This is a genomic window from Rasiella sp. SM2506 (assembly GCF_050859505.1).
Lineage (GTDB): Bacteria > Bacteroidota > Bacteroidia > Flavobacteriales > Flavobacteriaceae > Marinirhabdus.
In genome coordinates this window covers 2,796,791-2,809,797 of the sequence record NZ_CP193934.1, presented here as the reverse complement: position 1 = coordinate 2,809,797, position 13,007 = coordinate 2,796,791, and the positions used below count along the sequence as shown (strand labels likewise).

The 13,007-nt window shown below is 37.4% G+C and carries 9 protein-coding genes; 7 read left to right on the top strand and 2 right to left on the bottom strand.

Annotated elements, in window-relative coordinates:
* Position 1: 1 nt before the first annotated feature.
* Together ACQ2HF_RS12625 and guaB are read left to right on the top strand one after the other, a co-directional pair.
* On the top strand, positions 2-2,431 hold the full coding sequence (locus tag ACQ2HF_RS12625) for a TonB-dependent receptor domain-containing protein (protein WP_432410777.1): 2,430 nt from the start codon (positions 2-4) through the stop codon (positions 2,429-2,431).
* Between the two features lie 95 nt (positions 2,432-2,526).
* Entirely contained in the window at positions 2,527-3,999 is a 1,473-nt protein-coding gene (guaB, locus tag ACQ2HF_RS12620) for an IMP dehydrogenase (protein WP_432410776.1), read from the top strand.
* On the opposite strand, the gene ACQ2HF_RS12615 is transcribed toward guaB, so the two are convergent.
* Both ACQ2HF_RS12615 and ACQ2HF_RS12610 read right to left on the bottom strand, forming a co-directional pair.
* Positions 4,000-4,443, bottom strand: a complete 444-nt coding sequence (locus ACQ2HF_RS12615; protein ID WP_432410775.1) for a DinB family protein — start codon at positions 4,441-4,443, stop codon at positions 4,000-4,002.
* Positions 4,440-4,676: a hypothetical protein gene (locus ACQ2HF_RS12610; RefSeq protein ID WP_432410774.1), complete on the bottom strand. Its 237-nt coding sequence runs from the start codon at positions 4,674-4,676 to the stop codon at positions 4,440-4,442. The genes ACQ2HF_RS12615 and ACQ2HF_RS12610 overlap by 4 nt, the downstream gene beginning before the upstream one ends.
* Before the next feature lie 219 nt (positions 4,677-4,895).
* On the opposite strand from ACQ2HF_RS12610, the gene ACQ2HF_RS12605 reads away from it, so the two are divergent.
* The 5 genes from ACQ2HF_RS12605 (at position 4,896) to ACQ2HF_RS12585 (ending at position 12,904) form a co-directional block, all read left to right on the top strand.
* The gene (locus ACQ2HF_RS12605) at positions 4,896-6,860 is read left to right on the top strand and encodes a peptidylprolyl isomerase (protein WP_432410773.1); all 1,965 of its coding nucleotides are present in this window, start codon (positions 4,896-4,898) and stop codon (positions 6,858-6,860) included.
* Positions 6,860-7,714, top strand: coding sequence for a peptidyl-prolyl cis-trans isomerase (locus ACQ2HF_RS12600; protein ID WP_432410772.1), 855 nt, complete (start codon positions 6,860-6,862; stop codon positions 7,712-7,714). The genes ACQ2HF_RS12605 and ACQ2HF_RS12600 overlap by 1 nt, the downstream gene beginning before the upstream one ends.
* Positions 7,707-9,134, top strand: a complete 1,428-nt coding sequence (locus tag ACQ2HF_RS12595) for a peptidylprolyl isomerase (protein ID WP_432410771.1) — start codon at positions 7,707-7,709, stop codon at positions 9,132-9,134. The genes ACQ2HF_RS12600 and ACQ2HF_RS12595 overlap by 8 nt, the downstream gene beginning before the upstream one ends.
* A gap of 8 nt (positions 9,135-9,142) precedes the next feature.
* Positions 9,143-10,096 (top strand): AAA family ATPase, encoded by a 954-nt coding sequence (locus tag ACQ2HF_RS12590; RefSeq protein ID WP_432410770.1) that lies wholly within the window; start codon positions 9,143-9,145, stop codon positions 10,094-10,096.
* A gap of 543 nt (positions 10,097-10,639) precedes the next feature.
* Positions 10,640-12,904, top strand: coding sequence for an aconitate hydratase (locus ACQ2HF_RS12585; protein ID WP_432410769.1), 2,265 nt, complete (start codon positions 10,640-10,642; stop codon positions 12,902-12,904).
* The last annotated feature ends 103 nt before the right edge of the window (positions 12,905-13,007 follow it).

Here is a 13,007-nt window from a genome sequence, read left to right as displayed (position 1 = left end):
CATGAAAATAGTAGTTTTTATAATATTCAGTTGTATTTCGCTATCTCTTGCTGCACAATTTTCATTGAGCGGAACTGTTACAACCGAAGCAAACGGAGCGCCCATCGCTAATGCTGAAGTCTACATAACCAATCTTTCAAAAAGCACAAAAACCAATGCAGAAGGAGTCTTTGTTTTTGAAGACCTTCCGCAGGGAAATCACACCGTAGTGGTTTTCAGTTTTGAATATGAACTGGAGGAAAAAAATATCAATCTTACTGAAACCACCTCCCTCAATTTTCAATTGCCGCAGTTAGGCGAAACGCTTTCAGAAGTACTTATCACCAAACGAAAAGAGCGCATTTTTGCCCTTAAACAATTACGAGATGTTGAAGGAACTGCTATCTATGCTGGAAAGAAAAGTGAAGTAGTGGTAATGGACAACCTTACGGCAAACCTTGCTGCTGGAAATGCACGTCAGATTTATGCACAAGTGGTGGGGCTTAATATTTACGAAAATAATGATGCAGGCTTACAACTCAACATTGGCGGTCGCGGGTTAAATCCAAATCGGACTGCCAATTTCAATACGCGACAGAATGGATATGATATTTCAGCAGATGTTTTAGGCTATCCCGAAAGTTACTACACCCCGCCGGCCGAAGCAATTGAACAGATTGAAGTAGTACGCGGCGCTGCATCCTTACAATACGGAACGCAGTTTGGCGGACTCATAAATTTTAAACTGAAACAGCCCAATCCCAACAAAAAAATGGAATGGATTTCGAGACAAACATTGGGTAGCAACGACTTATTTACAAGCTTTAATAGTTTGAGCGGTACGGTGGGCAAAGTTGGGTATTATACCTATTTCAACTATAAAACAGGAAACGATTTTAGACCCAATTCGCAATTTGATAGTTACAATGCCTTCGGAAAAGTGAGTTATGAGATTTCTGATAAAACCAAGATTACAGGGGAATTCAGCTTTTTGGATTATCTGGCGCAGCAACCTGGTGGATTAACTGATAGTCAATTTGAAGAAGACCCAACCTTCAGCAACCGAACTAGAAATTGGTTTAAAGTAGATTGGAAATTGTTCTCACTGTTACTGGAGCATCAATTTTCAGAGAAAACGGAAATGAGTTTGAATCTTTTTGCACTGGACGCTTCCAGAAAAAGTGTGGGTTTTAGAGAAAATAGAGTGTCTCAAACTGACGATTTAGACGCACCACGAGAATTGATTGTTGGTAAATTCAGGAACTGGGGAGCGGAAGGACGTTTTATCACCCGCTATAATTTATTTGAAAACGAGAACACAGTCTTGGTGGGTGCAAAATACTATCAATCTAATAACGAAGAGCGTCAAGGTCCGGGAACCAATGGAGCAGATGCTGATTTCAGTTTTGCTGATGCAGACTTTCCTGACTACCCAAGACAGAGTGATTTTACATTTCCCAACCTCAATCTTGCTGTTTTTGGAGAGAATATTTTTCAGCTGACTGATAAATTTTCAGTTACACCAGGTTTCCGTTTTGAGTATATAAAAACTGAAAGTGAAGGAACCTACAAGCGCATCAATTTTGATAATGCAGGCAATCCAATATTAAATGAAACTTTGCCCGATAACCGAAATTTTGATCGTTCGTTTGTGTTGGCTGGCGTAGGGTTAAGCTACAAAGCAAACCGTGCGTTGGAAGTTTACGGAAATGTGAGTCAGAATTACCGTTCGGTTACGTTTAATGATATCAGGGTTACCAATCCGTCATTAACAGTAGATCCAAATATTACAGACGAAAAAGGGTTTACGGCAGATGTAGGACTAAGAGGAACTTTCAAAAAGGTGGTGCGGTATGATGTTGGTGCTTTCTATTTGAGCTACGAGGATAGGCTAGGGGTGATTTTACGAGCTGTGAGTGATATTCAGCAAGAGCGATTCCGAGGAAATATTGGCGATGCAGTAACCTACGGACTGGAAAGTTTTATAGACTGGAATATTTGGAACACTTTTTCAGCAAACGAAGATGTTCGATTAAATATATTTTCAAACCTAGCGGTAACAGATTCTGAATACACTTCTTCCGAAGAGAACAACGTAGAAGGAAACGAAGTGGAATTTATCCCGAAAATTAATTTAAAAACGGGGCTTAACTTCGGTTATAAAGATTTTCTTGGAAGTATTCAATATACCTATTTGAGCAAACAATTTACAGATGCTACCAATAGTGAGCGTGATTTTGCAAGTCAGAGTGGGATTGTGGGCGAGATTCCTGCGTATGATATTTTGGATCTTTCGTTGAGTTATACCTATAAAATGTTTCGTCTGGAAACGGGTATCAATAACGTCTTAGACAACAGTTACTTTGTACGTCGTGCCACCGGATACCCAGGACCCGGGATTATCCCAAGCCAAACACGGACCTGGTATGCTGGGCTACAGTTTACGTTTTAAAATAGAAAATACAGAAAGCTCAACATTTAATTGTAATTTTGCACGCAATTAAACAGTAACCCCTTTCCGATACTCCGGAAGTTAATTTAATTGCGATGACTGCACACGAAAACAAAATTCTAGGCGAAGGTTTAACATACGATGACGTACTTTTAGTACCTGCCTATTCCGAAGTATTACCAAGGGATGTTTCCATTAAAACAAAGTTTTCACGTAACATTACGCTCAACGTACCAATCGTTTCTGCAGCGATGGATACCGTGACCGAAAGTGCTATGGCTATTGCCATTGCCCGTGAAGGTGGAATTGGGGTACTGCATAAAAACATGTCTATTAAACAACAGGCTGCCGAAGTGCGGAAAGTAAAACGTGCCGAAAGTGGAATGATTCAAGATCCTGTGACTCTTAAAAAAGACAATAATGTTGGGGATGCTCAAAAAACAATGCGAGAATATAGTATTGGAGGAATACCTATTATTGACGATGCGGGGAAACTTATTGGAATTGTAACTAATCGGGATCTAAGATTTGAAAAAAACTTAGACCGTAAGTTGAGTGATATCATGACTTCAGAAAATCTGGTGACTGTTGCAGAAGGAACTTCCTTAAAAGAAGCAGAGATAATTCTTCAGAAGAATAAAATTGAAAAACTACCGGTAGTAAATGATGATAATATGTTGTTGGGGTTAATCACCTTCCGTGACATTACTAAGCTCACTCAAAAACCAATGGCTAATAAGGATAGTTATGGGAGGTTGCGTGTTGCCGCTGCATTAGGAGTTACAGCAGATGCCGTAGAACGTGCCGAAGCGCTGGTACACGCACAAGTAGACGCCGTAATTATTGATACTGCTCACGGTCATACAAAAGGCGTGGTTACGGTTTTAAAAGAAGTAAAAAAGCGATTTCCAGACTTAGATGTTGTGGTTGGTAATATTGCGACACCAGAAGCTGCAAAATACCTGGTAGATGCTGGCGCAGATGCTGTAAAGGTAGGTATTGGCCCAGGTTCAATTTGTACAACCAGGGTTGTTGCGGGTGTCGGATTTCCGCAGTTTTCAGCTGTAATGGAAGTAGCTGCTGCTATTAAAGGCTCTGGAGTTCCAGTGATTGCAGATGGAGGAATACGCTATACAGGAGACATTCCTAAAGCCATTGCAGCAGGAGCAGATTGTGTGATGTTAGGGTCGTTATTGGCTGGAACCAAAGAATCTCCAGGGGAAACCATTATTTATGAAGGCAGAAAGTTTAAAAGCTACCGTGGAATGGGATCTGTAGAAGCAATGAAAAAAGGCTCTAAAGACCGTTATTTCCAGGATGTAGAAGACGATATTAAAAAACTAGTGCCAGAAGGCATTGTAGGTCGTGTACCGTATAAAGGCGAATTGCTGGAAAGCATGACGCAGTTTATTGGTGGTTTAAGAGCTGGGATGGGCTACTGCGGAAGTAAAGATATTGAGACCTTAAAAGAGACTGGCAGGTTTGTAAAAATAACCGCTTCGGGGATTAATGAGAGCCACCCGCATGATGTGACTATTACCAAAGAGTCGCCAAATTATTCTAGATAATTATCGCTTGTAGAATATATAATCGGTTGTAATAGGAGTGAAGCCTTGTAGTTTTAATTCGCTCATCAATTGGCCTCGATGGTAGGTACTGTGGTTGATGATGTGAAATAAGATATCCTGAATTTTATTCTGAAAGTGAATACCCTTAGAATTTGTATAGTCTATTACTTTTTGTAAATTTTTTACTTCCAAAATTACGTTGGCTGTTTTAAAGTTGTATAAATCTATTGCCAGGGCTTCTTTAAGTGAGTGGAGCTGCCAGACACTAAATTTGGTTTCTACCTCTTCAATTCTCGCATTCCAAATATGATGTGCGTTAAGGGTATGGCTTACTAAGATTTGCGCTTTTTCAGAATAAAGTGCCTCATTGGACACGATGCGTTTAATTACTTCGGCATTCGAGTGATGGTTGTACTCAAACAAATTTTTAAAAAAGCTTTTCATTCGGTGTATAGTTGTCCGCGGTTGGGTTTTAAACGTTCCCGCAAATCGTTCATATGTGCTTTATCTACTACCAAGTAGGCAATCCAGTACATTTCGGTCATCTTTTGAGTGTTGCAGAGGGTGTTTTGTAGGCCTTCAGCTACAACAAATTCTTTCAGGTGGATAGCGTGATGTTTGGCAATTGGCTCTGCATTTGGCCCTCTAAAATCCCATAGTAGTTTTATGCGTTCCATATTTATTTTGCTAATTAACAGCTTCATTTATTGCTTTGTATAGATTACTTTTTTTTTGACTTCTATAAAAGACAGAAATTGTAAATACAAGTTACAACTATTTAATTTTGGTAAGACTGTAAGAGTACTAATTTCGATTAAAAAACGTTTAACAAAATAACCTCACAAAGCACTATAATTTGTTATTTTTGCACACATTTCAGAAAAAAAATTTAACCTATGAAAAAATTTTTCTTTTTATTAGTATCCTTTTTATTAGTGTCTACTATTCTCTTCGGACAGAAAAAAAATGAGGTTCTTTTAACTATAGATGGGGCACCTGTTTATGTGAAAGAGTTTAAAAGGGTTTATAATAAGAATCTGGATTTAGTTCAGGATGAAAACCAGAAAACTGTAGATGGGTATCTGGATCTTTTTATAGACTATAAACTAAAAGTTACAGAAGCTTATGCTCAAAAGCTAGACGAAAAAAAAGTATATAAGAAAGAATTGAGTGAATACCAGGAGCAACTTTCACGTTATTATATCTATGAAGATAATGTTACAGCAGACTTAGCAAAAGAGGCATATGATAGGGGTCTTAAAGAAATTTATGCCAACCATATTCTTGTTCTTTCAAAGTTTACAGATAGTCCTGCGGATACTTTAAAAGCCTATCAAAAAATAGAAAAATTACGGGAACGTGCACTAAAAGGAGAAGATTTTGAAACTTTGACTAGAGAAAATTCTGAAGAGCCTAATGCCAAACAAACAGCAGGTGACTTAGGGTATTTCTCGGTTTTTTCTATGGTATATCCTTTCGAAACAGCTGCATACAATACAAAAAAGGGAGGCATTTCTGAGATTGTGAGAACCCAATTTGGATATCATATACTTAAAGTTAATGATATACGAATACGAGAACCAAAACGTATCGTGTCTCATATTATGGTTTTTGATAAGGAAGATGAAACCAGAACTTTTGATCCTAAAGAGCGTATCGAGGAAATTTATCAACTACTCCAGCAGGGTGAAAAATTTGAGGATTTAGCCAAACAATATTCAGATGATAAAGGTTCTGCAACAAAGGGCGGAAGTTTGCGTCCTTTTGGCAAAGGAGAATTGCGCTCAAAATTGTTTGAAACAGAAATATTTAATATTAAGAAAGAAGGAGATGTAACCAAACCATTTAAAAGTGAGGATGGTTGGCATATAGCACGATTGGACAACATACTAGATCAAACAAGTTTTGAAGAAGAAAAGGAGTTTTTAGAAAAAAAAGTAAAAGATGGAGCCCGCTCAAAAATTGTAACGGCAGCGGTTAAGAATAATATTAAAGAAAAATATGGGTTTACATTAGGAGATCCTTATTTGGAGTTTTTCAAAAGCTATGTAAACGATTCTTTACGCAACGGACAATGGATTATGAAACCGATGGGAAGTCAAGGAGATAAAATAATATTCACCATAGGTGAAAAAGAATCTAAAACATACCTTGATTTTGCAGAGTATATCACCGCTACGCAAAAGCGAAGGGTAAAGTTTAACACCATAGGCGAAGCATTGTTAAGCTATTACGATTCTTTTGAAAGAGACGCTTTAAAAGAATATTACAGAAATGATTTAGAGAAAAAAGACGAAGATTACGCTGCTATTATTAATGAATATCGTGATGGTTTGCTCATTTTCGATTTGATGAAAGATAATATTTGGAACAAGGCTAAAAATGACACGATTGGTCTTCAAAAGTATTTTGATGAGAATAGAACGACCTTTAGTTGGGAAGAACGTGTAGATGCAATTATTGTAAATGCTACAAGACAGGCATATGCAGATCAGGCAAGAGACATGCTCCAGCAAGGCAAAAATGCTGAAGAAATAAAGAAAGCCTTAAACAATGGCACTAATGTAAAAGCAATAGTAACCCACGGAAAATTTGAGCTTTCAAACAAAACGTTACCAAGTGGCTTTGTAAAACAAGAAGGCGTATCGAAAACGTATGTGAATGGAACAACATTTACAGTAGTGAACGTTATGGAAATTTTACCACCCATGCAAAAAAGCCTAGACGATGTACGTGGAAGAGTATTAAGCGATTACCAGGTAAAAGTTGAAGAAGATTGGGTTAAAAGTCTTAGAGAAAAATATAACGTAACGGTTAACAAGAAAACCTTGAAAAAACTTAAAAAGGAAATAGATAACTAATGAAAATAACAGGATACCTATTATGCGTTTGTATACTAGTTTCTAGTTGCGATTATTTTAAGGAAAAGGACGACCGAGTACCCATTGCTAGGGTAAACAATTCATATTTGTATCAGGAAGATATTGCAGCTCTTATTTCTGAAAATGCATCACAAGAGGATAGTACCTTAATAGTTAGTAATTATATTAACAGATGGGCTACCCAGCAAATTTTAATGGATCAAGCCATTATTAATATTCCTGAAAACAAACAAGAAAATTATAATAAACTAATAGCAGAATACAAACGGGATTTGTATACAGAAGCTTATAAAAATACTATTATCAGCAAGCAATTAGATAGCACAGTTTCGCAATATGAACTTGAAAATTTTTATGAGGAAAACAAACAAAATTTTAAACTGAACGATCAGTTATTTAAAGTGCGGTATATTCAAATAGATAAAGACTTTACAAATTTTACGCAAACCTCTCAAAAAATAGAACGCTTTAATGCAAAGGACAAGAAAGATTTGATGGCCGAAAGTATACAATACAAAAGTTTTAACCTTAACGATAGTACTTGGGTAAAACGAGAATCGCTTGAAATGGCACTTCCTATCTTACAAATCACGGACGAACAAAAGTTAAAAAAATCCAATTTTATCCGCTTACAAGACTCATTAGGAGTATATTTACTGAAAATTGAAGATAGGCTTAATCCTAGTGATATAGCCCCTTTATTATATGTAAAACCTACCATTGAACAGATTCTTCTTAACAAAAGAAAGTTGGATCTAATAAAAAAATTAGAAAAAGATATTACTACAGATGCAATTAAAAATAACAATTTTGAAATTTATGAAAATGAATAAAATACTAGCTTTTTTGGTAGTATGTACCGCCGTATTTGCACAAGCGCAAGCACAAGAGGAAGTAATGGTAGACTCTACTGTTACCACTACAGCCATGGTAAAAACAGATACCATTAAAGAACCTTTTTCACGATATAAGGTAGAAGGTGTAGCTGCTGTAGTAGGCGATTACGTAGTATTAGACAGCGATATTGACAAAGGATATTTAGAATTTCAGCAACAAGGTGTTTCCGTAGAAGACATTACAAGATGTCAATTAATTGGAAAGCTTATGGAAGACAAACTCTATTTGCACCAGGCAGTACAGGATAGTATTGTAGTTAGTGATGGAGAAATAAATCCAGAGGTAGACCAAATGTTGCAATATTCGATTGCAGAACTAGGATCAGAAGAAAAGTTGCTTAAATTTTACCGAAAAAATAGCCTTCCCGAGTTAAGAAGTGAATTTTTTGAAGCAAGAAAAAATTTGAAACTCGCTGGAAGAATGCAAGCTAAAGTAGTAGAAAATGTTGAAATCACACCCGAAGAAGTTAGAGAATTCTTTTTTGCAATTCCAGAAGACGAACGCCCTGTATTTAGTGCAGAAGTGGAAGTTGCACAAATTGTAGTAGAACCAGAAGTACCAAAAGAGGCAAAACAAACCGCTATTGATAGGCTTAACCAAATGCGCGAAGACATCATTAACAATGGTGTTAGTTTTGCTACAAAAGCTGGTTTGTATTCCGAGGATGGTTCCAAAACCCGTGGTGGTTTAATAGAAGGGGTCAAAAGAAATTCTCAATACGTTAAAGAATTTAAAGATCAAGCATTCTCATTACTAGAAGGTGAAATAAGTGAACCTTTTGAGACAATTTTTGGGTACCATATCCTTAAGGTAGATAAAATTAGAGGTCAGGAAGTAGATGTACGTCACATTCTTATCTATCCTGAAGTGCCACAATGGAGTATCGATAAAGCAAAAGAAAAAATAGAGAAAGTAAGAACTGGGATAGCCGATGGAACAATTCCATTTGCAGAAGCTGCTCGTTTGTATTCCGAAGAGGTAGAAACACGCAACAATGGTGGGCAATTAATAAACCCAGTAACCTTCGACACCAAGTTCGATCTAACCAAAATGGATCCAGACCTAAGTGCCAAAGTATACAACCTTGCCGAAGATGAAGTCTCTAAAGTTTTTGTAGAAAGAGATAGAACAGGAAAAGCAACATTCAAAATTTATACCGTAAACAAGCGTTACGAAGAACATCCTGCAGAGTATGTTAAAGATTACGAGCGTATTCAAGAACTTGCCCTAAAAGAAAAGCAAATTAGAGCCATAGAAACTTGGCAGAACAAACAAATTAAGCAGACCTACATAAGCGTGAATGAAGATTATCAGGACTGCGAATTTTCGAGCGATTGGATTAAAACAAGTAATTAAAATACATTATGGGAGACGTAGCGGCAGTAGAGCAACTCGTAAAAAAATATAATGCCCTTAGGCAAGAAATAAAAAAAGTAATTGTAGGACAGGATGAAGTTGTAGAGCAGGTATTATTATCTGTTTTTTCTGGGGGTCACGCACTACTAATTGGAGTGCCAGGTCTTGCCAAAACGTTACTTGTAAATACTGTGGCGCAAGCGCTTGGACTGCAATTTAAACGTATTCAGTTTACGCCAGATTTAATGCCTAGTGATATATTAGGTTCTGAAATTTTAGATGAAAACAGAACATTTAAGTTCATTAAAGGTCCCATCTTCTCCAATATCATTTTAGCAGATGAGATTAACCGTACGCCTCCAAAAACACAGGCTGCCTTACTAGAAGCAATGCAGGAACGAGCGGTTACCATTGCCGGAAATCACTACAAATTAGATTTACCTTATTTTGTTTTAGCTACTCAAAATCCTATTGAGCAAGAAGGTACCTACCCATTGCCTGAAGCCCAGTTAGACCGTTTTATGTTTGCGATAAATTTAGACTATCCAAGCTTTGCTGAAGAAGTAGAAGTCGTTAAAATTACTACTGGAGGAACCTCACAGCAAGTAAACGCATTATTCTCTTCGCAAGAGATTATAGATTTCCAACAACTTATTAGAAAAATTCCGGTAGCAGATAATGTGGTAGAATATGCAGTGACACTGGTAGGTAAAACAAGACCTACTAGTCCGGGTGCACCCGAAATAATAAAAAACTATGTAGATTGGGGAGCGGGGCCGCGTGCTTCACAGAACTTGATTCTGGGAGCTAAAGCAAATGCTGCATTACACGGAAAATTCTCACCAGATATTGAAGACGTACAAAAGGTAGCCATTGGTATCTTACGTCACCGTCTCATTAAAAACTACAAAGCAGAAGCCGAAGGACTTTCTATTGAAGAAATCATAAAAAGTTTGTATTAATGTTTAAAAAATTTATTGTTCCTATTATTTTGTTTCTTATAGGTATTGCATTCTATATTTTGGGAGCAATATTCAAAATGTTACATTGGGGATATGAATTTTTGAACGCTCCCACACTCCTAGTAATTGCTTTTGTATTTCAACTTCTTGCTATCATTGTAGCTATTAGCAGACTTATACAGGAGTATCGCCACTCGAAATGAAATTTTCAGGGATAGTAGTATGTATGTAAGCCAGGCTTTCTGAAACCTTGGTTATACTTTTTTACCATATTAGTAGCTAAAAGTGTGTAATTAATCTCAATTTCAGCAAATAGCCATCCTGTAAATTAACGCCTTCATTTTCAAATTGATAATTTTAGGGCGTTGCTATTGTCGAATTAATCAATTATCTTTCAATAGGTTCTCAATTATTGAATTTTTTTTAATAAAAAAGCAATTCCGTTGTATATTTTCAAAATATTTCAAAATTTTGTACCTTCGCAAGACTTGTAAATGGTAAGCTTTACCATAATTTTACTTCAAAACTTAAAACCGAAAAAATATGGCTTTCGATATTGATATGATCAAAAAGGTGTATGCTCAAATGGCAGAACGTGTAGAAAAAGCACGTGAAGTTGTAGGCAAGCCCTTAACCCTTTCAGAAAAAATTCTTTACAATCACCTTTGGGATGGCATGCCTAACAAGGCTTTCACTAGAGGTAAAGACTATGTAGATTTTGCCCCAGACCGTATTGCATGTCAAGATGCTACCGCGCAAATGGCATTATTGCAGTTTATGCAAGCAGGTAAGAAAAATGTTGCTGTTCCCACAACAGTGCATTGTGATCACTTAATACAAGCAAAGCAAGGTGCAGCGGCCGATTTAAAACGAGCCAATGAAACAAGTAATGAAGTATTTGATTTTTTAGAATCGGTTTCAAATAAATATGGCATTGGATTCTGGAAACCAGGAGCAGGGATAATTCATCAGGTAGTTTTGGAAAACTATGCCTTTCCAGGTGGAATGATGATTGGTACCGATAGCCACACCGTTAATGCTGGTGGACTAGGAATGGTTGCCATTGGAGTAGGTGGAGCAGATGCGGTAGATGTCATGGCGGGAATGGCCTGGGAGCTTAAATTTCCGAAGTTAATAGGAGTGAAGCTAACCGGAGAATTGAGCGGCTGGACAGCTTCTAAAGATGTTATTTTAAAAGTGGCCGGAATCCTTACCGTAAAAGGGGGAACGGGTGCCATTGTTGAATATTTTGGCCCTGGCGCAAAAAATCTTTCGTGTACTGGTAAAGGTACTATTTGTAATATGGGTGCCGAAATAGGCGCGACTACATCAACATTTGGATACGACGATTCTATGGAGCGTTTCTTGCGTGCTACAGACCGTGCAGATATTGCAGATGCAGCCAATACCGTAAGAGAACATTTAACGGGAGATCCAGAAGTATACAAAAATCCAGAAAAGTATTTCGATGAAGTAATTGAAATTGATTTATCTACATTACGCCCACACCTTAACGGACCTTTTACGCCAGATTTAGCAACACCCGTTGGACAATTGGGAGAAAAAGCAAGGAAAAATGACTGGCCAATTAAAGTAGATTGGGGCTTAATAGGGTCTTGTACCAACTCTTCGTATGAAGATTTAACAAGAGCTGCTTCTATCGCACAACAAGCCATCGATAAAAAACTAAAACCAAAATCAGATTTCGGTATCAATCCAGGTTCTGAGCAAATTAGATTTACAGCAGAGCGCGACGGACTTTTGAGCGTATTTGAAAATCTGGGAGCTACTGTATTTACTAACGCTTGTGGGCCTTGTATTGGACAGTGGGATAGAAGCGATAGAAAAGGGGATGAAAAAAATACTATTGTACATTCATTTAACCGAAACTTCAGCAAACGTGCAGATGGAAACCCAAATACACACGCCTTTGTAGGTTCTCCAGAGATGGTTGCGGCTATTGCGATTTCAGGAAGATTGGATTTCGATCCAATGAATGATACGCTCACGAATGAAGACGGTCAAGAGGTAAAACTAGACGAGCCAGTTGGATTGGAATTACCTCCAAAAGGTTTTGACGTAAAAGAAAATGGGTATTTAGCACCTAACGAAGATGGGGCTAATGTTGTAGTAAAAGTTGCGGAAGATAGTGAGCGTCTGGAGCTGTTGACGCCATTTGAACCTATTAAAGACGAAGCCTTGAGCAACGTAAAACTGTTGATTAAAGCCTTCGGAAAATGTACTACAGATCATATTTCTATGGCAGGACCTTGGTTGCGCTACAGAGGACATCTGGATAATATTTCAAACAACTGTTTAATTGGTGCGGTAAACGCTTACAACAAGAAGACTAATTTTGTTAAAAATCAGTTAGACGGTGAGTATGGCGGTGTGCCAGATACACAACGCGAGTACAAGAAAAAAGGAATTTATACTATTGTTGTTGGAGATCACAATTATGGTGAAGGTTCTTCAAGAGAGCACGCAGCTATGGAACCTCGTCACTTAGGCGTTGCGGCTGTATTGGTGAAGAGTTTTGCACGTATTCACGAAACCAACCTGAAAAAACAAGGAATGTTGGGTCTTACATTTGCAAACGAAGCAGATTACGATAAAATCCAAGAAGACGACACATTCAACTTTGTAGATATTTCAGACTTTGCACCAGACACGCCTTTAACTATTGAAATAACACACAAAGATGGTAGCAAAGATACCATAAAAGCAAACCACACCTATAACGCTGCGCAAATTGCCTGGTATAGAGAAGGATCTGCCCTTAATGTGATTAAGAGAGAAAATGCTTAATTTAAATTCATAATTTTTATACGAGACCTTGATGCAAATCAAGGTCTTTTTTTTGTAAGGTTGTTTCAATTTTTCATACTTAAGACGGGTTACAAGAAATTAA